26 protein-coding genes and 1 tRNA gene are annotated in these 20,876 nt (G+C 57.5%); 15 read left to right on the top strand and 12 right to left on the bottom strand.

What is annotated here, in order from left to right; genetic code table 11:
* The first annotated feature begins 3 nt into the window (after positions 1–3).
* The 5 genes from AAC620_RS00935 to iolB all read left to right on the top strand — a co-directional run bounded on the left by AAC620_RS00935 (position 4) and on the right by iolB (position 4,431).
* Entirely contained in the window at positions 4–789 is a 786-nt protein-coding gene (locus tag AAC620_RS00935) for a TIM barrel protein (protein ID WP_340242367.1), read from the top strand.
* Positions 790–804: 15 nt separating this feature from the next.
* Entirely contained in the window at positions 805–1,623 is an 819-nt protein-coding gene (locus AAC620_RS00930; protein WP_340242365.1) for a 3-methyl-2-oxobutanoate hydroxymethyltransferase, read from the top strand.
* A gap of 85 nt (positions 1,624–1,708) precedes the next feature.
* Positions 1,709–2,704 carry an inositol 2-dehydrogenase gene (gene iolG / locus AAC620_RS00925; RefSeq protein ID WP_340242363.1) on the top strand — a complete coding sequence of 332 codons (996 nt, stop codon included), beginning with the start codon at positions 1,709–1,711 and terminating at the stop codon, positions 2,702–2,704.
* Between the two features lie 15 nt (positions 2,705–2,719).
* Positions 2,720–3,604, top strand: a complete 885-nt coding sequence (gene purU, locus AAC620_RS00920) for a formyltetrahydrofolate deformylase (protein ID WP_340242361.1) — start codon at positions 2,720–2,722, stop codon at positions 3,602–3,604.
* Between the two features lie 26 nt (positions 3,605–3,630).
* Positions 3,631–4,431: a 5-deoxy-glucuronate isomerase gene (iolB, locus tag AAC620_RS00915; RefSeq protein ID WP_340242359.1), complete on the top strand. Its 801-nt coding sequence runs from the start codon at positions 3,631–3,633 to the stop codon at positions 4,429–4,431.
* Positions 4,432–4,582: 151 nt separating this feature from the next.
* On the opposite strand, the gene AAC620_RS00910 is transcribed toward iolB, so the two are convergent.
* Positions 4,583–4,658, bottom strand: a tRNA-Thr gene (locus tag AAC620_RS00910).
* A 165-nt stretch (positions 4,659–4,823) separates the two neighbouring features.
* On the opposite strand from AAC620_RS00910, the gene AAC620_RS00905 reads away from it, so the two are divergent.
* Complete coding sequence (locus AAC620_RS00905; RefSeq protein ID WP_340242357.1) at positions 4,824–5,699, top strand: hypothetical protein; 876 nt, start codon at positions 4,824–4,826, stop codon at positions 5,697–5,699.
* Here the strand turns inward: AAC620_RS00905 and AAC620_RS00900 are convergent.
* Positions 5,696–5,983, bottom strand: coding sequence for a DUF2312 domain-containing protein (locus tag AAC620_RS00900; RefSeq protein ID WP_317655121.1), 288 nt, complete (start codon positions 5,981–5,983; stop codon positions 5,696–5,698). The two genes, AAC620_RS00905 and AAC620_RS00900, sit on opposite strands and share 4 nt — an antisense overlap.
* A gap of 160 nt (positions 5,984–6,143) precedes the next feature.
* Between AAC620_RS00900 and AAC620_RS00895 the strand changes: the two genes are divergently transcribed.
* Positions 6,144–6,359 (top strand): hypothetical protein, encoded by a 216-nt coding sequence (locus AAC620_RS00895; RefSeq protein WP_317655122.1) that lies wholly within the window; start codon positions 6,144–6,146, stop codon positions 6,357–6,359.
* Positions 6,360–6,369: 10 nt separating this feature from the next.
* Here AAC620_RS00895 and AAC620_RS00890 read toward each other — a convergent pair whose 3' ends face one another.
* Complete coding sequence (locus AAC620_RS00890) at positions 6,370–6,717, bottom strand: TraR/DksA family transcriptional regulator (RefSeq protein ID WP_340242352.1); 348 nt, start codon at positions 6,715–6,717, stop codon at positions 6,370–6,372.
* Between the two features lie 156 nt (positions 6,718–6,873).
* On the opposite strand from AAC620_RS00890, the gene AAC620_RS00885 reads away from it, so the two are divergent.
* Entirely contained in the window at positions 6,874–7,311 is a 438-nt protein-coding gene (locus AAC620_RS00885) for a TIGR01244 family sulfur transferase (protein ID WP_340242350.1), read from the top strand.
* Positions 7,312–7,329: 18 nt separating this feature from the next.
* Positions 7,330–8,271: a lysophospholipid acyltransferase family protein gene (locus tag AAC620_RS00880; protein ID WP_340242348.1), complete on the top strand. Its 942-nt coding sequence runs from the start codon at positions 7,330–7,332 to the stop codon at positions 8,269–8,271.
* Between the two features lie 8 nt (positions 8,272–8,279).
* On the opposite strand, the gene AAC620_RS00875 is transcribed toward AAC620_RS00880, so the two are convergent.
* The 6 genes from AAC620_RS00875 to AAC620_RS00850 form a co-directional block, all read right to left on the bottom strand.
* Positions 8,280–9,056, bottom strand: a complete 777-nt coding sequence (locus AAC620_RS00875; RefSeq protein WP_340242346.1) for a DUF1223 domain-containing protein — start codon at positions 9,054–9,056, stop codon at positions 8,280–8,282.
* A 139-nt stretch (positions 9,057–9,195) separates the two neighbouring features.
* Positions 9,196–9,654 (bottom strand): methyltransferase family protein, encoded by a 459-nt coding sequence (locus AAC620_RS00870; RefSeq protein WP_317655127.1) that lies wholly within the window; start codon positions 9,652–9,654, stop codon positions 9,196–9,198.
* Positions 9,651–10,433, bottom strand: coding sequence for a glycosyltransferase family 25 protein (locus tag AAC620_RS00865; RefSeq protein WP_340242343.1), 783 nt, complete (start codon positions 10,431–10,433; stop codon positions 9,651–9,653). The genes AAC620_RS00870 and AAC620_RS00865 overlap by 4 nt, the downstream gene beginning before the upstream one ends.
* Positions 10,430–11,482 carry a glycosyltransferase gene (locus AAC620_RS00860; RefSeq protein WP_340242341.1) on the bottom strand — a complete coding sequence of 351 codons (1,053 nt, stop codon included), beginning with the start codon at positions 11,480–11,482 and terminating at the stop codon, positions 10,430–10,432. The genes AAC620_RS00865 and AAC620_RS00860 overlap by 4 nt, the downstream gene beginning before the upstream one ends.
* Positions 11,479–12,522, bottom strand: a complete 1,044-nt coding sequence (locus AAC620_RS00855; RefSeq protein WP_340242339.1) for a glycosyltransferase — start codon at positions 12,520–12,522, stop codon at positions 11,479–11,481. Before AAC620_RS00855 ends, AAC620_RS00860 begins: the two co-directional genes overlap by 4 nt.
* Before the next feature lie 4 nt (positions 12,523–12,526).
* Positions 12,527–13,387, bottom strand: coding sequence for a glycosyltransferase family 25 protein (locus AAC620_RS00850; RefSeq protein WP_340242337.1), 861 nt, complete (start codon positions 13,385–13,387; stop codon positions 12,527–12,529).
* Between AAC620_RS00850 and AAC620_RS00845 the strand changes: the two genes are divergently transcribed.
* Positions 13,386–14,240, top strand: coding sequence for a glycosyltransferase family 25 protein (locus AAC620_RS00845; RefSeq protein WP_340242335.1), 855 nt, complete (start codon positions 13,386–13,388; stop codon positions 14,238–14,240). The two genes, AAC620_RS00850 and AAC620_RS00845, sit on opposite strands and share 2 nt — an antisense overlap.
* A 48-nt stretch (positions 14,241–14,288) precedes the next feature.
* Here AAC620_RS00845 and acnA read toward each other — a convergent pair whose 3' ends face one another.
* On the bottom strand, positions 14,289–16,976 hold the full coding sequence (gene acnA, locus AAC620_RS00840) for an aconitate hydratase AcnA (protein WP_340242333.1): 2,688 nt from the start codon (positions 16,974–16,976) through the stop codon (positions 14,289–14,291).
* A 179-nt stretch (positions 16,977–17,155) separates the two neighbouring features.
* Here acnA and ccmA point away from each other — a divergent pair, with 179 nt between their 5' ends.
* The 5 genes from ccmA to AAC620_RS00815 are packed head-to-tail and all read left to right on the top strand — an operon-like array spanning position 17,156 to position 20,002.
* Positions 17,156–17,779 carry a heme ABC exporter ATP-binding protein CcmA gene (ccmA, locus tag AAC620_RS00835; protein ID WP_340242330.1) on the top strand — a complete coding sequence of 208 codons (624 nt, stop codon included), beginning with the start codon at positions 17,156–17,158 and terminating at the stop codon, positions 17,777–17,779.
* Positions 17,776–18,432 (top strand): heme exporter protein CcmB, encoded by a 657-nt coding sequence (ccmB, locus tag AAC620_RS00830; RefSeq protein ID WP_340242328.1) that lies wholly within the window; start codon positions 17,776–17,778, stop codon positions 18,430–18,432. Before ccmA ends, ccmB begins: the two co-directional genes overlap by 4 nt.
* Before the next feature lie 57 nt (positions 18,433–18,489).
* The gene (locus AAC620_RS00825) at positions 18,490–19,218 is read left to right on the top strand and encodes a heme ABC transporter permease (RefSeq protein WP_317655136.1); all 729 of its coding nucleotides are present in this window, start codon (positions 18,490–18,492) and stop codon (positions 19,216–19,218) included.
* Positions 19,215–19,406, top strand: a complete 192-nt coding sequence (gene ccmD / locus AAC620_RS00820; RefSeq protein WP_340242326.1) for a heme exporter protein CcmD — start codon at positions 19,215–19,217, stop codon at positions 19,404–19,406. Before AAC620_RS00825 ends, ccmD begins: the two co-directional genes overlap by 4 nt.
* Complete coding sequence (locus tag AAC620_RS00815; protein ID WP_340242323.1) at positions 19,406–20,002, top strand: DsbE family thiol:disulfide interchange protein; 597 nt, start codon at positions 19,406–19,408, stop codon at positions 20,000–20,002. Before ccmD ends, AAC620_RS00815 begins: the two co-directional genes overlap by 1 nt.
* Here AAC620_RS00815 and AAC620_RS00810 read toward each other — a convergent pair whose 3' ends face one another.
* Together AAC620_RS00810 and AAC620_RS00805 are read right to left on the bottom strand one after the other, a co-directional pair.
* Positions 20,003–20,500: a MarR family winged helix-turn-helix transcriptional regulator gene (locus tag AAC620_RS00810; protein WP_317655139.1), complete on the bottom strand. Its 498-nt coding sequence runs from the start codon at positions 20,498–20,500 to the stop codon at positions 20,003–20,005.
* 57 nt (positions 20,501–20,557) lie between these two features.
* The gene (locus tag AAC620_RS00805) at positions 20,558–20,848 is read right to left on the bottom strand and encodes an FAD assembly factor SdhE (RefSeq protein ID WP_340242321.1); all 291 of its coding nucleotides are present in this window, start codon (positions 20,846–20,848) and stop codon (positions 20,558–20,560) included.
* Between the last annotated feature and the right edge of the window lie 28 nt (positions 20,849–20,876).

Below are 20,876 nucleotides of genomic sequence, written 5' to 3'. Positions count from 1 at the left end.
AAGATGGCCTTTGAACTCGCCGCATGTGCCGAAATGTTGTGGCAGGATAAACCGATCTCATGGCGGGCGGCGCGCCTGCATGAGATGGGGTTTGGCGTGGGCCTGTGGAATTGGCCCGCTTGGGATATTGATGCCCTCGCCCGCACTGGTGCGAATTTCACGATAATGAACGGCTACCTGCGGGGTCGATTGGCCGATGCAGAGGGCGCAGATATGCTTTTGGCCTCTGCGGCCGAGGCGGTTGAACAAGGCAAAAGGCTTGGTGTGGCGCGGTATAATTTGCATGGCACGGGTCTGGGCGATCAGGGCCTGCCAATCCCGCAGCTTGCCCATGTGGCGCCTGGTATGTGGCAACGCGCACGCGACACGTTGCATCGCATCTGTGATCTTGCCGCGCGCGAGGGCGTGGTGTTTACGCTCGAAAACCTCAATCTGCGCGACCATCCAGGATGCCCGTTTTCAAGCACGAATGACGTCTTAGAACTGGTGTCGAGCATTAATCGCCCAGAACTGCGGATCAATCTTGATCTTTACCACACGCAAATTGGCGAAGGCGATGTGATCCGATGGGCTGAGGCCTGCCTGCCTTGGATTGGCGAGGTGCAAGTGGCCGACAACCCTGGCCGCTGCGAGCCTGGAACAGGTGAAATGCATTGGCCAAACATTGCCCGCGCCCTTCAGAAAATGGGCTACAACGGCCCCGTGGGCATGGAGGCCTTTGCCGCCCGCACCCCTGAGGAGGCGTTAGACGCGTTCCGCACAGCCTTTACCCTATCGCCACAGCTTTAATCAGCGAGACATCCCATGTATCACAATCGCCCCCATGTCGAAGATATTCGCGCCATGAAAAAGCGCGGTGAAAAAATTTCTATGTTATTCGTCACCACGCCTGAGGAGGCCGCCGCAGCCCATGCAGCGGGTATTCACATGCTCTCAATTGAAGGGCGCTTTTTTGATGCAGAAATGCGCGAAGCGGCCGGCGATTGTTTCGTTCAGGTCGGCCTGCCCTATGGCGGTTGGGGGCGTTTCGAAGGGCGGCCCATTGCGACCGCCGAAGATTACCTGCGCGCGGCTTTTCATTACGCAGGTCTGGGCGGCGATGCCTATTACTGCGCCGCCTCCTATGACATTCAAAAGGTGTTGTGCGACAATCACTTGCCCGTTGTGGGGCATATCGGCCTGATCCCAAGTTACATAACCTGGACAGGATGGCGTGCTGTAGGAAAAACCGCAGACGAGGCCGCCGCGCTTTGGCGGCATACCAAAAAGCTTGAAGAAATCGGCGTTTTTGCCGCCGAGCTTGAAGTCGTGCCTGATCGTGTCGCGCAATATCTGACCGAGAATTCATCTCTCGTGATGCTGGGCATGGGGGCAGGCAAATATGCGGATGCGCAATATCTCTTTACCGAAGATGTCTGCGGCTATGGCAAAAACCACAAACCGCGGCACGGCAAAATGTATCGCAATTTCGCCCCTGAATTTGAACGCCTTCAGCAAGAGCGCATCGCAGCCTTTCGTGAATTCAAGGCAGATGTCGACCAAGGCGGATACCCCGAGGCAGGGCATAGCGTGGCGATTGCGGATTCTGAATATGATGCTTTTCTCGCCAAACTCGGCGCTTGACGCGGGCGCGGGCATCCTCACATTTGGCGCTAACACTTGAGACTCACACTCCCACGGGTTTTGACCCGAAGAAAAGGCACAGATCATGTTGAAAGTTGGACTTCTCGGCGCGGGCCGCATCGCGGGCGTGCATGCCACAGCCATTACCTCACACCCCCAAAGCGAGTTGGTCGCGGTATCAGATTTCTATCCTGAGGCGGCTGAAAAATTGGCGGCGCAATATGGCGCCGTGGCGCGCAGCACGGATGAGATCATCGCAGACCCCGCGATTGACGCTGTGCTGATTGCAACCTCAACCGACACCCATTCCGATTTGATGGAGGCTGCCACCCGCGCGGGCAAGGCCGTGCTGTGTGAAAAGCCCGTTGACCTCAGCCTCGAGCGCGCGCGCGCCTGCCAAAACGTGGTCGATGCCACAGGCCGCCCTGTGATGATCGGGTTCAACCGCCGCTTTGACACCAATTTTGGCGCGCTCAAAGCCGCGCTTGCGGGCGGCGAGATTGGCAAGGCAGAATTGCTCTCGATCACCTCTTTTGATCCCGCCCCCCCACCTGTTGCTTATATCAAAGTCTCTGGCGGGATTTTCCGCGATATGATGATCCATGATTTTGACATGGCGAATTTCATAATGGGCTCTGCCCCTGTTTCCATCAGTGCCACGGCCTCCTCAATCGTGGATCCAGACATCGGCGCGGCAGGTGATTTTGACACGGCGATTGTGACCTTGCGCTATGCAGGCGGCGAATTGGCTGTCATCAAAAACTCGCGCCGCGCGGTTTATGGTTATGATCAACGCGTGGAACTGCTTGGGTCAGAGGGCCTTTTGCAGGCGCAAAATATGCTCGAAAATACGGTCGTAAAATCGGGCACCGGGGGCGTTACGGGGGCCAAGCCCACCTATTTCTTCCTTGAACGCTATATGCAGGCCTATAAGGCTGAATGGTCGGCCTTTGTTGCGGCAATCACCGAAGGGGCCGCCCTGCCCGTCACCTTGGCAGATGGGGTTTTGGCCCTTGCAATGGCCGAGGCAGCAACAAAATCCGCGAAAACGGGGCAGCCCGTTCTTCTTTCCGATATCTAAGGCGGGGCGCATTCCATGAGCAGTTACGCCCTTCGGGTGCAATGCAGCAGCAGGCGGGGTATTGTGGCCGCGATTTCCACATTCCTCGCCGATCAAGGCTGCAACATCACCGACAGCGCCCAATTTGACGACACCGAAACGGGTAATTTCTTTATGCGCGTCAGTTTCCGCTCGGAACAGGGTCAGGGGCTGGACGGGTTGCAGGATGCTTTTGCCCCAATCGCCGCGGCCTTTGGCATGGAAGCCGAATTTTTTGACGAGGCCATCAAGCGCAAGATGGTCATCATGGTTTCCCGCTTTGGTCATTGTTTGAACGATCTGCTCTATCGGTGGCGCATCGGTGCCCTGCCCGTTGAGATTGTTGCGGTGATCTCGAACCACATGGATTATCAAAAACTGGTGGTGAACCACGACATCCCGTTTCACTGCATCAAAGTGACCAAGGAAAACAAACCCGATGCCGAGGCGCGCATTATGGCCGTGGTCGAAGAAACGGGGGCAGAATTGGTGGTCCTCGCGCGCTATATGCAGATTTTGTCAGATGATCTGTGCCGCAAAATGTCTGGGCGGATTATCAATATCCACCATTCCTTCTTGCCCTCTTTCAAAGGCGCGAACCCCTATAAGCAAGCGTTTGAACGAGGGGTAAAACTGATCGGCGCGACCTCGCATTATGTGACCGCTGACCTTGATGAAGGCCCGATTATCGAGCAAGATATCATCCGCGTCACCCATGCCCAATCGGCTGAGGATTATGTCTCGCTTGGCCGTGATGTTGAGGCGCAAGTATTCGCCCGCGCGATCCATGCCCATGTCAAAGGGCGGGTGTTCCTCAACGGCGACAAGACCGTGGTTTTCCCGCCCTCACCTGGCTCCTACGCCTCGGAGCGGATGGGATAAACCCCGCAGAAGAAAGGCCCAAAACCATGCCCCAATTGCAGCTCAAACCCTTTGGCAGCCATGGCAAAACCCATAAGATTACCCCCGCAAGCGCAGGGTGGCGTTATGTGGGGTTTTCGCTCTATCGCCTGCGCGCGGGCGAAAAGGCCGCTGAACCCACGGGGACGAATGAGGTGATTTTGGTGATGGTTGAGGGCAAGGCGCAGATCACCGCCGCAGGGCAAGATTGGGGCGTGTTGGGGGATCGGATGGATGTGTTCGAAAAAACCCCGCCCCATTGCCTTTATGTGCCAAATGACAGCGATTGGTCTTTGGTGGCGCAGACCGATTGCACGGTCGCGGTTTGTGCCGCGCCTGGAAAATCGGGCCACGGGTCGCGCAAGATTGGCCCTGACGGGATCACGCTGACGCAGCGGGGCGAAGGAAGCAACACCCGCTTCATCAACAATATCGCGATGGAAGCAGAAGATTACTGCGACAGCCTGCTGGTGACCGAGGTATTTACCCCCGCAGGGAATTGGTCATCCTATCCCAGTCATCGCCATGACGAGGATGATTATCCCAATATCACCTATCTTGAGGAAACCTATTACCACCGCATCAACCCTGCCCAAGGTTTCGCGCTGCAGCGCGTCTATACCGAAGATGGCAGCTTGGACGAGGTGATGGCCGTACAAGATCACGATGTGGTTCTGGTGCCACGCGGCCACCACCCCTGCGGCGCACCGCACGGGTTTGAACTTTATTACCTCAACGTCATGGCAGGCCCATTGCGCAAATGGCGCTTTCAGGCCGATCCCGCTGTTGATTTTTTGATGCCAAAATAACGCAGACGAAAGCCGCCTGCCGCACCGCCACCATCCTAAAACGGACAGCCCACTTCCTTTGCACAGGGATCACTGCGCCGCATAGCAGCGCATAGCATCGCGCAAACGGCCTATCAGAACGCCGCACTTAATCTAGTGTTTTAATATGAAATGGTGCCCCCACACGGACTCGAACCGCGGACCCTCTGATTACAAATCAGATGCTCTACCAGCTGAGCTATAGGGGCACTGCGCGGGGAAATAGGGCTTTATGCGGGCGGACGCAAGAGGCTGCTTGAAAAATTTCCGAAAGAAACATTCGCCCTCTTTGCGGCATTAGGATTTGCGCAAATCCTGACCCTTCTGTAATTTGCACCTTAGGGTTACGAGCGATAATAAGGACTGGCCCTTTTATGCAGGTTGCTTTTCATCTCGGTGCGCCATGCACGGATGACGATATGTTATTGGCTGCGCTAAACAAAAACACCGCCGAATTGGCGGCCTTAGGCATTGCAATCCCTGAGGCGGGGCAATTTCGCACCGTGCTGCGCGACACCATGCGCGCACTCAAAGGCAAGGCCGCATCGCGCGAGATCACCGAGGCGCTTTTAGATGCGATACTGGGTGCGGGAACGCCCAAGCGTTTGGTGTTATCTGACCCGCGGCTTGTCTCGATCAATCGTCTTGTTGCGCAAGGTGCACAATTTTGGCCCGCGATTGAGCGGCAGACTGACAATATGCGCGCCCTTTTCCCCGAGGCAGAGATCGAATTCTTTATTGCGCTGCGGGATCCAAGCACGCTTTTGCCCGCATTATTTCGGGCATCGCGTTATGATGACTTCAACGAATTTGCGGCGGATATACAGCCCGAAGCCCTGCGGTGGTCAGAGATGCTGCAACGGCTGCGCGCGGCTCAACCTGATGCACAGCTGACAGTTTGGGCCAACGAAGATACGCCCTTGATTTGGGGCGATGTGATGCGTGCCTTGGCGGGCCTACCGCCCGACACCCGCCTCAAGGGCGAAAGCGATTTGGTCGCGTCTTTGCTTGATAAATCTGTGGCCGCGCAGATGGAGCTTTACTTGATGACAAACCCGCCCCAGTCGACCGCGCATTTGCGCCGTATCCATCTGGCATTCCTAGAGAGATACGCGAAAGAAGATCTCATGGTTGAGGCCTGCACAATCCCAGATTGGGATCAAACCCTGCTCGACCGCATGAGTGCGGCCTATGAGGCGGATTTGCTAAGCGTGGCACAGATCGAAGGGGTGAGGATGATCGCGCCTTAGCGCATCCCAAGCGCCTCTTTATACATTTCAAGCACGGCTTCCTCTTCGGCGATATCGTCAGGTTCACGCTTGCGCAATGTGATCAGCTTGCGGATGACTTTGGTGTCGTAACCGCGCCCTTTGGCCTCGGCCATCACCTCTTTTTGTTGATCGGCGATGTCTTTTTTCTCGGCTTCGAGACGCTCGAACCGCTCGATAAAGGCGCGCAGCTCATCTGCGGTGACCCGATAGGTCGCATCCGAGGAGGAGGGGGCAGCGGGGCTTGGGGCAATTTGGTCATCCATGACACATCTCTCCTTAGGGCGAGTCAGCGCAATTCTGCGGCCCATGACCTAGCGCCTGTCCTTGGCTTTCGCAAGCGCGTTTGGCGCAAAGGGATTGCGCGAAGGCCGCAATCGCGTTAGCCCGCAGGCGGTGAATTCTAAGGCCAAGGGAATATGCGCGATGGAATGGCTTGTTTGGATCGGGACGGGGCTGACACTGATCGGTCTTGGCTTTTTGGCCTATTGCATTTTCGCGGCCATGGCCGCCAAACGCGCGGGCCTGCCCGAGGCTGAGTTGCGCGCAAAATTGCAACGGATCGTGGTGATCAATATGGGCGCGCTTTTGCTCTCGGCGCTCGGGCTGATGTCCGTGGTGGTTGGAATTTTCCTCGCCTGAAATGCGCGGCTCAATGGGCCGCCTGTGCGGCACAATCACGGCAAAACGGCGTAAAGGGCAGAACCTCTAGCCTGTCTTCGGCTATTGGCAAATCGCAAGAGGTGCATATCCCATATTGCCCTGCATCTATGCGCGCGATTGCGGCGTTTATCATCGCAATCTCATGCTGTGCTTCAAGGCCAAGCGCCTCTAGGGCCTCATCATCTTCGCGCTCTTTGGCGGCTTCGGGCCAATCGCGCGAATGGGGGGCGTCAAGCGCATCCTCCACAGTGCGGATGCGCTGATCCAATTGCGCCAAACGTGTCTGTAATTGATCACGCTTTGCGGCAATCGCGGCTTTACTCAGATGGCCACTCATAACCCTATCCTTTCCTAAAACTTGCCTGTTCACCCCCCCAACAGTGCCGCGAGGCAGGCAGCGCCGCTTTGATTTGTGTCAACTTCTGCAATTGCCCTTGGCCCCAACCCTGCCTAGATTGGGCGAGACAGCCGCCCAACCAAAGGATGCCCCGAAATGGAACTGCGCCAAATCACCGATAAAATCTTTGTCTCGCCGCAAGTCGCGCCCGAGGATTTGGCCACCCTCAAAGCAGAAGGGTTCACAGCCTTGATCTGCAACCGCCCCGATGCCGAGAACCCCGAACCCCTCCAAGCAGCGGCATTTGAGACCGCGGCCGAAACGGCGGGCTTGGAATTTGTCTATAACCCCATGGGGGCTGCGGGGTTAAGCATGGACATGATTGACGAACAGGCCGATGCGATTGAGGGCAGCAGCGGCAAGATTTTGGCCTATTGTGCCTCTGGCACGCGTTCGGCGGTTTTGTCGGCCTTTGCCCTTGCAGGCACCATGGCGCGGGATGACATTTTGGACGCGATTGCCACTGCGGGCTATCCGATGCCCCATCTCGGCCCGCAGATTGACCATGTGGCATCCGCCCGCGCGGATGGCTGAGGGAAAGATAGAGCCGCCATGGCCGCCTATGACCGAGATCGCCGCACCCCTGTTGATTGGGTCGTAAACGCCCTGTTCCAAGCGGTTCTGGCGGCGGCACGCGCCCTGCCCTATGCGCAGCGTGTGGCCTTGATCGGATGCCTGACGCGGCGCGTGTTGGCGCCGCTTGCGGGGTTTCGTCGCCGCGCGATGGGGCATCTGGCCTATATCTGGCCTGATCTGCCCGAGAAACGGCGCGCAGATATTGCCGATGCCAGTTTAGATAATCTGGGCCGTTCGGTGATCGAGCAATATTCCGCACCCGACCTGATTGCTCGTGCAAGGCACTGGCAGCCTCATGGCGCGGGATGGCAGGCGGCCGAAGCCGCACGACAGGCGGGGCGCCCGATCCTGTTTGTCTCAGGCCATTTCGGCAATTACCAAGCCTTTCGCAGCGCCATGAACCAACGCGGCTATCACATGGGCGGGCTCTATCGCCCAATGAACAATGGCTATGTGAATGCCCATTACGAAGATACGATGCGCGCATTCGGCGGCCCCGCCTTTCCCCGCGGGCGGCGGGGCGTGGCGCAATTCCTGCGCCATATCAAGGGGGGTGGGCAATGCGCCATCTTGTTGGATCAATATTTCGCAGATGGGGTGCGCGTTGATTTCTTAGGCAAACCTGCACCAACGGCCCTGACGGGGGCGGAAATGGCGTTGCGCCATGACGCGCTGGTTGTGCCAATTTTTGCCCGCCGCTGTGAAAATGGCTTGGATTTCGATATTCTGGTCGATGCGCCCATCCCGCATGACACAGCCGAGGCCATGACGCAGGCCATTTCAGATGCAATATCGCGGCGCATCCGCGAAACACCCGAACAATGGCTGTGGGTGCATCGCCGCTGGAAGCCCGAACGCCAATTGCGTTATTTTGATCTAGATCCCGAAGAGGAAGAGGCGCTGCGCCGCGATTTATAGCGCCCCGTTTATTGAGGCGCCCGTGCAGCCCCCATCACAGGGCCAAGGGCAGCAGGGCCAAGACGGGCCTGCACCACCACGGCCAAATCCATCTCTGGCTCTGCGGTGATCGTGCGCACAAATGGGGTGCGGCCATCCCAATCGCCCAAGATTTCCAAATCCCGCACCACATTGCTGTAATGGGCATCACGCCCCGCATTCTCGCCACGGGTGATATCCACCTCAGCGCGCGGGGTATAGCGGATCACCTGCACCACCATTGGCGCAGTCTGCGTGGTTTGCGCCGTCAGGCGATAGCCGTCTGCACTGCGAATAAGCTCGACCGCAACAGGATAGCCCTGCGCGGCATGGGCGCGGATCAAATCGGCCAATTCCATCGGCTGCGCCCCCACCAGATGATCATGCCCCCCCACGACCATATGCGGCGTATAAACCCGCCGCCCCCCTGCGGCGCGCACATAGGCCTCTTGGCGGCGCGAGAATTGAGGTTTGGCAAATGTGTCGGGCCAACCGATATAATCCCAATAATCGACATGCAGACCCAAGGGCAAAACATCGCCCCGCGCAGCCAATTCATTGAGCAATGCATCCGCAGGCGGGCAAGAGGAACAGCCTTGCGAGGTGAACAATTCCACAACAACAGGGCCTGTTGCGGATAATTGCGCCTCGGCCATTTTGGGGGAAAGGGCCATGATGGCTAAAACCGCAAAACAGAGCGCCCGCACCATGGGGCGCAGGCCAATGACCATCCGACCTAGAACCATTTGCAGCAGCGAGCCTGTCATCATCATCCCTCTTGCACTGTCCCCTTTCACATAGGCCGCTTTTCGCGACTGCGCCAATCAAGCCTTTGCGAGCCACGGTAATATTCCACCCATGCCACAACTATGGCCGCGATTGTTATCGAAGGAAACCAAAGAAGCGTTAAATCCAACGCGGCGTGGTTTGAATATAGCGCAGGCCCTCAACGCCGAACGCGTGGCGTAGCCCCTCCTCCTCAGGGGCAGCAAATCGTTGATCCACCATCCAAAAATAGAGATAGGGGATCAAGACAGGCGATAGCGCGCCCAAAACCAATACCCACCCGATTAAAATCAACACCATGCCTAAATAGATCGGGTTGCGGCTATATTTGAACGGGCCAGATGTGATCAAAGCCTTTGGGGTATGGCGCGGTTCAATCGGTGTTTTGGCGCGATAGAAAAACCAAGCCGCCCATAAGATCACGGCGACCCCCACAGCGATGGTAAGACCCCCGCCCACACGAAACACGGGGCCAAAGGCCATGATCAGGGGCAATTCCCGCGCCAAGATCCACGCCACCGCTGCGGCAAGGAACAGCCATATCGGTGGAATATCAATATAGGCCCGTAACGCCCTCATAGCGTGATCTTCGGCCAATCGCGCGCAGGCGCCACATGCAGCCTTGTGCCCCGATGCCGCAACTGACGCCACCCCATGACGATCTGCCCCCAAATCCGCCGTGTCCGAAACCCAAGCGCCGCCATGCCCGACACGGGCAAGCGCGGCTTTTCAACGGCATCAATCAAAGATCGGGTTTCAAGCGCCTGCGGCACCCCATATTGCGCGCAAATATCCAATTGCACCGCCAAAGCAGGCACAGCCTGATAGCTGCGCATCCCATATGTGGAGGAGATAATTGCATCCGATGGCCCACCCACACGCAGCGCGTGATCAAGCATCAGCTTTGCCCCCTTAGGATAGGCGATATAAGCCGCAGAACCCGTTCGATCCTGCCACAGGCGCAGCATCGGGGCCGCTGAATGTAAGACACGGCCCAAAACCTTTTTGCGACCGCGCGTCTCAAGCGAGATGTGATCGACCTCGGTCAACCCCGCAACATCCGCGAGGAAGGCGGGCAAATCCGCGGCCAAGGTCGCGTCATCCTCTAAAATCAAATGCGGGACATCCGCCGCGATCACAGCGCGCCACGCGGCCATATGCGAAGCGCAAAGCGCCATTTCTGTCACCCGCAAGGGGCGCTGCCACCGATGCCATACAGGATCATCGGCAGGCGGGGTTAACGTGTCGGGGGTAATCGCCTCAATCCGCGCCCAGTCCAGACCGAAATGATCCATCTGCGCGGCCATAAAGGCCATACGATCCTTGGCTGTGGCCATATTGATGATCAACACCTTCATCGGCCAAAATCCATTGCAGACAAATCCCCGTCAATTAGCGCCAAATATTGCGCCACAACGCGGGATTTGGTGAATTTCTCGGATAATTGCGCTTGGCCCGCTGTCACCAATTGCGCGGCCAAGTCTGGCTCGGCCCGCAATCGCAAGAGCGCCTGTGCCATTGCATCAACATCGTCAATATCAACAAGCAGCGCATCCGTACCATCCTCACAAAACCATGATGGCCCCTCGCTGCGCGTGGCCACAACAGGGGTGGCACTGCGCCATGCCTCGAGAATGACATTCCCAAGCGGTTCATGGCGCGAAGGCATGACATAGGCATCTGCGCTGGCCACAAGATGCATCGGCTCCTCGACCCAACCCAAAAAGCGAACGCGATCTATCACCCCAAGATCACGGGCAAGCGCCTCAAGCGCGGGGCGTTTTTCGCCCTCACCCGCGAGCCATAAATACGCACCCTCCACCTGTGCGAAGGCACGGATCAGGGTGTCAAACCCCTTGCGGTGGATAAACCGCCCCGACCCGACAATCAAAAAGGCATCGTCAGGCGTGTCATAGGTGGTGCGCGCGATCGCACGCGGTGTCACCTCGCGCACGAAATTGGAAATCACCCCAAGGGGACGTTGCCAACCCAAATCGCGGCAGGCCTGCGCAATACCGGGCGTATTGGCAACGATCACATCATTGCGTGCGAAGTTTTTCAAATGGCGCGGATAATCCCCCAAGCGCGTGATCCGCACCCCCCCACCCGATTGGGGCAAGAGTTTCGAGGCGCGCGACATCCATGCAAATGTCGCATCTGGCCGCCACGCCGCGCGCATCTGCCGCAAGCGCCACCGCAGCCAAAGGGATTGGGGGCTGAGAAGCCGAAAATTGGTTTCATAAATCGCGCCAAGCGGCCGAAGATCCTCAGCCCAAGCCCGATTGGGGCGGATCACAAAACGCTGTTCAACCCCCGCTTCAGCCAAAGCCTGACACAGATTGACAAAGAACCGCTCCGCCCCGCCATCGGTGCCAAAATGCATATGGATCACGCGGCGCCTGGTCATCGCTGCGCCTTTTCTTCGGCCAGATTTTGAAAAAGGGTTACATATTGCGCGATCACTGCCTCCTTGGAAAAGCGTGCTGCAAGGGTTGCAGCGCCCGCTTGTGCCAATCGCGCGCGCCGCGCAGGATCTGCCCCCAGCCGTGCAATCGCGGCCCCCATCGCAGGCGCATCATCAATATCAACCAAATCCATATTCTCGCCATCCACCCCATACCAGAGCGGCCCCTGACTGCGCGTGGCGATCACGGGCAGCCCTGCCGCCCATGCCTCGAGGATGACATTGCCCAAAGCCTCGTCACGGCTCGGCATGGCCAAGATATCGCAGGCCTGCAGGAATGGCAGAATATCCCCTTGCCACCCTAAGAAATGGACGCGGGACACAAGAGCAAGATCGGCCACCAAGGCGCGCAAATCCGCCTCTAGCGGGCCATCACCGATCAGCCACAATTCCGCGTCAGGTGCGTGGCTCATTGCACGGATCAGCGTGTCAAACCCCTTGATCCCAACAAAGCGGCCAATCGCCACGACCCGCCCGCCTTTGGCGCGGGGGGCTTGGGGCACATCCGCCCCCGATGTAGTTTTGGGCGCGGGCGGAAAGTTTGAAATCACATGCGCAGCGCCCTGCCAGCCTTGGCCGCGAATATGGGTGATAATGTCGGGCGTATTGGCAATTACTGCGTCAAGACGCGGAAAATATTTGATATTGAACGGAAAATCGCCAAGGCGCAGCACCTTGACCCATGGGCCATCGGGGATCAGTCGCGCAACGGGGGCGCGCCATGCCATCACCACATCAGGGGCAAACCGCGCAATCTGGCGGTGCAAGCCCCAAAGACGCAGGAGCGAGATCGGATCGCGGCGCAAATAGGTCGCCTGATGCACGCGCCCGCGCGGGGCCAATTCGGGCAGCCAGATTTGCGCGGGCCGCACGGCAAATTCTTGTTCGATCCCCGCCTCATGAAACCCTTGGGTCAGGCGAAGGAAGAAGCGTTCTGTGCCACCATCGCGCCCCATCATGATATGGAAGATCCGTTTGACCACGCGCCTATAATCCCTTGGCCCGTGCGCGCGCCAATTGTAGACGGTAATTCACGCGATATCGCCCAAAGCGCCACAGCCTGACCCAAATCGGGTCATTCTGCGCCATTTTTTTGCGGCTATCGCCGACTGTGCCATCGCTGGTCTCTTGCGCGCCGATGGCAATCGTTTGCGGCGCAATCATCGCCACGCGCAAATCAAACTCCCAAAAATGCTTATGATCTTCATCGACAGGGCGGAAAATAGGCGGCACTTTGGCCAATATTTTTTCGGCCCCCGCCCGCGTCAGAACATAGCCCAAAGTGGTAGAGGGAACGCGATCAGGGCGACCCAGCGTAAAACCCTGCCCAATCGCCTGCGCCTGATCAAGGCGGACGGGCTTGAACGAAAAGAGCTTTACCATATCCCATGCCGCGGGGCGCTTTTGCAAATCATCCTGCAAGGCGGATAGGGTCGCGGCAAAGTCACCCGTGATGCGCAGGTCATCCTCGAGAACCACCGCGGCCTCAGCCCCGCTTTCCAACAGCCATTCAGCGGCCTTGATGTGGCTGAGATAACAGCCAATTTCAGGCGCCACCAAATCATGCCGCGCGTAGCGGCGATTGGCGCGCACATCATAGACGCGGGCGAACTCGCCTTCGGACAGCGCCCGACCATTCACCGCAGGCAGGCGCGTCCATGCGACACCCGCTCCGTCCAACTCTGCGCCAACACGGGCGAGCCGCGTTTCATTGCTGTCCATATTGATGACGTAAACAGGCCAGTCTTGCACGCGCACCGCTCCTTTATCCGTGGGAATGGCATAGCCCAGCCACGGGTTTGAACACAAGCGCCGCGCATCATTGCTTGCCCCAACAGCCGCTTTCATGACAAATGCGCCGCAGGCAGAAATCACCCCAGAGGCGCGCATGGCGCAAAATATCCCAATCTATGTCATTAATCTCGACCGCCGCCCCGATCGGCTCGAGCGGATCGGGGATCACCTGCGCGCGCGCGGCGTGACCTTCATTCGTCATTCCGCCTGTGATGCACAAAGCGCGGATGCCGCCCGCATAGATGCTGTGATTGCCGAATATGGCCCCTTGGGACGGCTTGGTTTGGGTGACCGCGCCTGCACCGTCAGCCATACCGAGGCTTGGGCCGCCTTTCTGCAAACAGACGCGCAATTCGCCCTCTTTTTAGAGGATGACATCTATCTCGCCGCTGATCTGGCCTCTGTGGTGATGACCTCTGATTGGATCCCGCGCGGCACCGAGGCGGTCAAACTTGAGAAATTCAACGAAGGCATATCAAAACTATTTCTTGGCGCGCAAATTGGTCAAACCCCCTCAGGCCGCGCAATCCACCCGATGCGTTCGCGCCATGTGGGGGGTGGGGCCTATATCCTGTCGCGGCGGGGGGCGGAGCTGGCCCTGTCTTGGCGCGGCAAGATGCGGGTGCCGATTGACCATTTCCTGTTCAATGACACAGTCAGCCCCATTCGCCGCGCTTTGGCCGCCAGCATCATTGTGCCCGCGATGGCGACACAGCGCGCCTATGCCTATAATTCTGATATCTCAGGCCTTGGCAAAGCCGTGCGCCCCAAAGGATGGGCCAAAACATGGCGCAAACTCAAACGCGGCAGCGCCGAGATTAACCAAGCCCCCCGCCAAATCTGGCAATGGGCCACGGGGCGGGGGCGGATTGTGGAGGTGGGGTTCGCTGAAAATCCACCCAAATAAAAAAGCCCCGCGGAATACGCGGGGCTTTTGGTTTTGCTGGGGCGAGGCTTACGCCGCGCGGGCGAGGTTGCGCAGAACGTAATGCAAGACGCCGCCATTCTCGATATATTCGATCTCAACCGCCGTATCGATCCGACATTTCAGCGTGATCGTTTTCACGCTGCCATCGGCATAGGTGATATCACAGGGCACTTCGGCCATGGGTGTGATTGTATCCAAGCCCTTGATTGCCACGGTTTCATCGCCCGTCAGACCCAAGGTCTTGCGGGTGTCGCCGCCTGTGAATTCGAACGGGATTACCCCCATACCAACGAGGTTAGAGCGGTGGATGCGCTCAAAGCTTTCTGCGATCACGGCTTTGACACCCAAAAGGGCGGTGCCTTTTGCAGCCCAGTCACGGCTTGAGCCCGCGCCATATTGCTCGCCCCCAAAGATCACCAAGGGCGTGCCTTGCTCTTGATAGGCCATTGCCGCGTCAAAGATCGAGGTCTGCGCGCCATCTGGGCCTTTGGTATAGCCGCCTTCAACGCCATCCAACATCTCATTCTTGATGCGGATATTGGCGAATGTGCCGCGCATCATGATCTCGTGGTTGCCACGGCGCGCGCCATAAGAGTTGAACTCGCGCACAGGCACCTGACGCTCGATCAGATATTGACCCGCAGGGGTCGTGTCCTTGAACGACCCTGCAGGGCTGATGTGGTCTGTGGTGATCATATCGCCCAAAAGCGCCAGAACCTTGGCCCCTTCGATATTCTCGATCTTTTTGGTGTCCATCGTGATGCCTTGGAAATAAGGCGGGTTCTGAACGTAGGTCGAGGTCGCAGGCCAATCATAGGTCTGCTGATCGGTGGTTTTGACGCCCTGCCATTTCTCATCGCCTTTGAACACATCGGCGTATTTGGCTTGGAACGCTTCGCGCGTCACAGTGCGCTCAACTGTTGCTGCCACTTCTTGCGTGGTTGGCCAAATATCCTTGAGATAAACATCACGGCCATCTGGGGTCTGGGCAATCGGGTCATTGGCCAGATCAATATCCATCGTGCCTGCAATCGCATAAGCCACGACCAGCGGCGGCGAGGCGAGATAGTTTGCGCGCACATCGGGGCTGATACGGCCCTCGAAATTGCGGTTACCTGACAGCACCGCGGTGGCGACCAAATCACCCTCGGCAATCGCCTCGGAAATCTCTTTCTGCAGCGGGCCAGAGTTACCGATACAGGTGGTGCAGCCATAGCCCACAAGGTTAAAGCCAACCTTATCAAGATCTTCTTGCAGGCCTGCGGCCTCAAGATAGGCAGATACAACCTGGCTGCCTGGCGCAAGCGATGTCTTGACCCATGGCTTACGGGTCAGGCCCAATTCAGCGGCCTTGCGCGCCACAAGACCTGCGCCAATCATCACATAAGGGTTCGATGTGTTGGTGCAGGAGGTGATGGACGCAATTACCACCTTGCCTGATTCCATGCTGTAATCTTCGCCTTTGACGGCGACCTGCTTGCCCAAAGGACGCTTGAACGTCTCTTCCATTTCCTTGCGGAAGGCGGATTTTGCGCTCGACAGCGCCACGTAATCTTGTGGGCGTTTTGGGCCCGAAATGGCAGGCACGATCGTGCCCATGTCCAATTCCAACGTGTCGGTATAAACGGGCGCGTAATTCGCATCGCGCCAGAACCCGTTTTCCTTGGCATAGGTTTCGACCAAGGCGATAACCTCTTCCTCGCGGCCCGTGTTGCGCAGGTAACGCAGGGTTTCATCATCAATTGGGAAGAAGCCACATGTCGCGCCATATTCAGGCGCCATGTTGGCGATGGTCGCACGATCCGCCAAAGGCAGGCGATCCAGACCTTCGCCGTAGAATTCAACGAATTTGCCAACCACGCCTTTCTTGCGGAGCATTTCCACAACTTTCAGCACAAGGTCAGTGCCTGTCGTGCCTTCCACCATTGCGCCCGTCAATTTAAAGCCAATCACTTCGGGGATCAGCATCGAGATCGGTTGACCAAGCATCGCGGCCTCTGCCTCGATACCGCCAACGCCCCATCCCAAAACAGCCGCGCCATTGACCATGGTGGTGTGGCTGTCTGTGCCAACAAGCGTATCAGGATAGGCGACCAAATCGCCGTTCTGATCCACATCCGACCAAACCGTTTTGGCCAGATATTCAAGGTTTACTTGGTGACAAATCCCCGTGCCAGGAGGCACAACGCGGAAATTGTTGAATGCGTTCTGACCCCATTTGAGGAAGGTGTAACGCTCCATGTTGCGCTCATATTCGCGATCCACATTCATCTGGAAGGCGCGCGGATTGCCAAATTCGTCAATCATCACGGAGTGGTCAATGACCAAATCCACGGGGTTCAGCGGGTTGATCTTGTCAGGGTTGCCGCCAAGCGCCTTGATCCCGTCCCGCATCGCGGCCAGATCCACCACCGCAGGCACGCCCGTGAAGTCCTGCATCAAAACGCGGGCGGGGCGATAGGCGATCTCGCGCGGGTTTTGACCACCCAACTTGGCCCATTCAGCAAAGGCCTTGATGTCATCGACACTGACCGTCTTACCATCTTCGAATCGCAGCATATTCTCAAGCACCACTTTCAACGCGGCAGGCAATTTCGAGAAATCGCCAAGCCCCGCGGCCTCAGCGGCGGCGATGGAATAATAGGCATAGGTTTTTCCCCCTGCCGTCAGGGTCTTGCGGGTCGCGGCGCTATCGTGGCCTACGGTGATGGGCATATTTGCCTCCCTCATCGAAAAAACGGGTTGAACGGTCACGGCCTTAGCCCTTGCTTTTGGATGTGGCAATGGGGGTTGGTCGCGTTTGTATGCCGTTGCATACATTTTTTCACAGGCAGGCGCAAGCATTCCTGTTTGCACGCTTTCCAAATTCTTAAATTCCGTTTAGCTGTGAAGCTATGATGTTGGAAATCACCTCTTTGGCCTGCGCGCGCGGCGCTGTGCAAGTGTTGCAAAATGTCGACCTTACCCTCTGTGCGGGCGAGGCCGTGGTGCTGCGCGGGCCGAATGGGGCGGGCAAAACCACGCTGTTGCGGATCATCGCGGGGCTGGCCCCCGCCCTGTCGGGGCAGATCAGTTGCGCCAGCGATAGCATCGCCTATAGCGGTCACGCAGACGGGATCAAAACCAGTCTAACCGTGGCGCAAAACCTGAATTTTTGGGCAGGTGTATTTGGACAGCGTGACATCACGCCTGCGCTGGATGCGTTTGATCTGCATGATCTGCGTGACCGCCCCGCAGGCGAAATGAGTGCGGGTCAAAAACGCCGCCTCAGCCTTGCGCGGCTCTTAGTGACGGGGCGCCCCATTTGGTGCCTTGATGAGCCGACAGTGTCGCTTGACCAAGAAAATGTCGCGCGCTTTGCTGCCGCCGTGCAGGCACATTTGGCCCGTGGCGGGGCCGCATTGATTGCCACCCATATTGATCTCGGGCTGGCCGAGGCGCGGATTTTCGACATCAAACCTTTCATGTGCAAAAAGCTAGCCGAGACTGACCCGTTTTCGGATTGGGGGGCGGCATGATCGGTCTTTTGATACGCGACTTGCGATTGGCCGTAAAAGCGGGGGGCGGCTTTGGCCTTGCGCTTGCTTTTTTCTTGATCGTTTCGGTTCTGGTGCCGTTCGGGATCGGGCCAGAAACGGGTTTGCTGCGCGAGGTGTCGGGGGGCGTTTTGTGGCTTGGCGCGCTTTTGGCCTGCCTTTTATCACTGGATCGGATCTTTGCCCTTGATTGGGAAGATGGCAGTCTTGAGCTTCTGGCAACCTCCCCCCTGCCCCTTGAGATGGTCGCAATCACCAAATCTGCGGCGCATTGGATCACCACGGGGCTGCCCTTGGCCTTGGTGGCGCCGCTTTTGGGGCTGTTGTTGAATTTGCCCGAAGACGGGTTTCTGTGGCTTGTCATCTCGCTTTTGGTGGGAACGCCCGCCCTTTCGGCCATTGGCACATTTGGCGCCGCTTTGACGGTGGGGATGCGGCGGGGCGGATTGTTGCTGTCGCTATTGGTGCTGCCACTTTATGTGCCCAGTTTGCTTTTTGGGTCGATGGTCGTCTCAAACGGGGCCTCTGGCGAGGCGGTTGGCACCCCTTTGGCCCTATTGGCGGCCATCAGTCTGGGCAGTTTGGCGATTTTGCCCTTTGCTTCGGCCTCTGTCCTCCGCGTCAATCTGCGCTAGGCTGCCGCTCTTTCAGCCCCTTGTGGCCTTGCGGCGCTGCGACTAATCTCCGCGCTTATGAGCATCTGGGAATACGCAAATCCGCGAAAATTTATGTCGCTGTCGGGCGCGGTTCTGCCATGGGTGACGGCCCTTGCCGTTGCGATGGTGGTGGGTGGGCTAATCTGGGGGTTTTTCTTCACCCCGAATGATTTTCGCCAAGGCGCGACTGTCAAAATCATCTATATCCATGTGCCTGCCGCGATTATGGGTTCGGGCACATGGTTTATGATGTTGGCCGCCTCGCTGGTTTGGGTCATTCGCCGCCACCATGTCAGCGCCCTCGCGGCCAAGGCCGCAGCCCCCGTTGGGATGGTGTTTACGCTGATCGGCCTGTTCACAGGCGCGGTCTGGGGGCAACCCATGTGGGGCACATGGTGGGAATGGGACCCAAGATTGACCGCCTTCTTGATCCTGTTTCTGTTCTATCTGGGCTATATGGCGCTGTGGGCGGCGGTCGAAAACCCCGATACGGCCGCAGATCTGACCGCCGTTCTTTGCCTTGTTGGCACGGTCTTTGCGGTGATTTCGCGCTATGCGATTTTGTTCTGGAACCAAGGCCTGCATCAAGGCGCATCGCTGTCGATGGATGCCGAGGAAAATGTCGCTGATGTCTTTGCCTATCCGCTTTGGATTTGCATTATCGGCTTTGGCCTTTTGTTTATCTGCCTTGTGCTGTTGCGCACGCGCACTGAAATTCGCGCCCGCCGCCTCAGCGCCCTGATTGCGCAGGAGCGGATGGCATGACAGCTTTCATCTTTCCCGATCTGGGGCCATATGCGGTCGAGGTCTTATCTGCCTATGCAGGGACATTGGCGCTTTTGCTGATCTTGGTGGCAGGCTCTGTTTGGCAGGGGCGCAAAACGCGGATCAGGCTTGAGGAATTCGAAGCGCGCCGCACGGCCAAGCGTCAAAAATCTACGGAAAACCTGTGATGAAATTTCGTCCGATGATGATTGTGCCTTTGGCCGTAACGCTTGGGTTTTTTGGGCTTGCGGCGGTGCAGCTAAGCCGCACGGAGGACGCGCGCAGTATCGGCGTTGACACGGCCGCCCTCCCCTCCACGCGTGAAGGCCGCGTAGCCCCCCATCTTGATCTAGCGGCGCTTGACGACACGCCGCTTCTGACCCGTGCCGATCTTGAGGGCAACGGGTTAATTATTCTGAATTTCTTTGCCAGTTGGTGCCCACCTTGCCGCGCCGAGCATCCAACCCTCACCGCATTGGCCGAGGCCGGAAACCCGCTATTTGGCGTAAATTATCGCGATCAATTGGGCCAAGCGCGTGCCTTTTTATCTGAATTGGGCAATCCCTATGACCGCATCGGTCGCGATGAAGAAGCGCGAAATGGACGCGATTGGGGCGTGGTTGCGATGCCCGAAACCTTCTTTATCAATTCCGAAGGTGTAGTGGTTCTGCATTTCCGAGGCCCGATCACGCAACGGGTCTTGGCCAATCAAGTGCTGCCCTCTTTGCAGGAAAAAGGCTATGACCTGGTCATACCCGAAGGGTTCGAGGCCACTGAGGGCTAATCAATAAATATAGCGGATTTGATCCGTCCAGAACCGCTCCAATCGCTTTAACGAATGGTTGATTTGACCAACACCATCCGCCATGAGAAAGCCTTGCGCCTCTAATTGCCCTGCATGCCGTTCAAAAAGTTCGGCCACGGCATTGCGCACTTCGCGCCCTTTGGGCGTCAGGCGCACCCGCACGGAACGGCGGTCAATATCGCAGCGCTGGTGGTGCATGAACCCCATATCAACAAGTTTCTTGAGGTTATAAGACACGTTCGAGCCTTGATAATAGCCGCGGCTTTTCAACTCGCCTGCTGTCACCTCATGCTCGCCGATATTGAACAAAAGCAGGGCTTGAACGGAATTGACCTCCAACATCCCCAGACGCTCAAATTCGTCCTTGATCACATCGAGAAGCAGACGATGAAGCCGCTCCACCAAGGCGAGGGATTCAAGATAGCCCGCGGCCAAGGCACGCGATCCTGCGGGAACAATGGGGGTCTCAATACTCATCTGCTACTCCGTGATTCAGTCACGACCCAACAAATGACGGCAAAAAACAAAAAACTGTTAAGTGCTGCGGTTTAATGTGGCGCGAAACTCGCGGCTGATTTGTTCGAGGAATTCTGCGATATGATCAGGCGCGGGTTTTTGCCCAGAAACCCATTGATAAAGGTCTTGATCCGCCTCCTCGAGCACCGCCTCAAACTGATCGAGCGTGGCATCATCAGCAGAGGCCAAATGCGCATCTGCCCATCCACCCAAGATCAAATCCATCTCTTTGATACCCCGATGCCATGCCCGCATCCGAAGACGCTTGAGACGGATTTCGCGGGTCTCTTGGGGGGCTGATTGGGACATAGGCGGCCTCTTCGCTGGGGGCAAACTT

The sequence above is a fragment of the Roseobacter sp. HKCCA2468 genome (genome assembly GCF_037805105.1).
Classification (GTDB): Bacteria; Pseudomonadota; Alphaproteobacteria; order Rhodobacterales; family Rhodobacteraceae; genus M30B80.
Note: the sequence above shows the minus strand (reverse complement) of the source record. Positions and strands in the feature narration are given on the sequence as shown.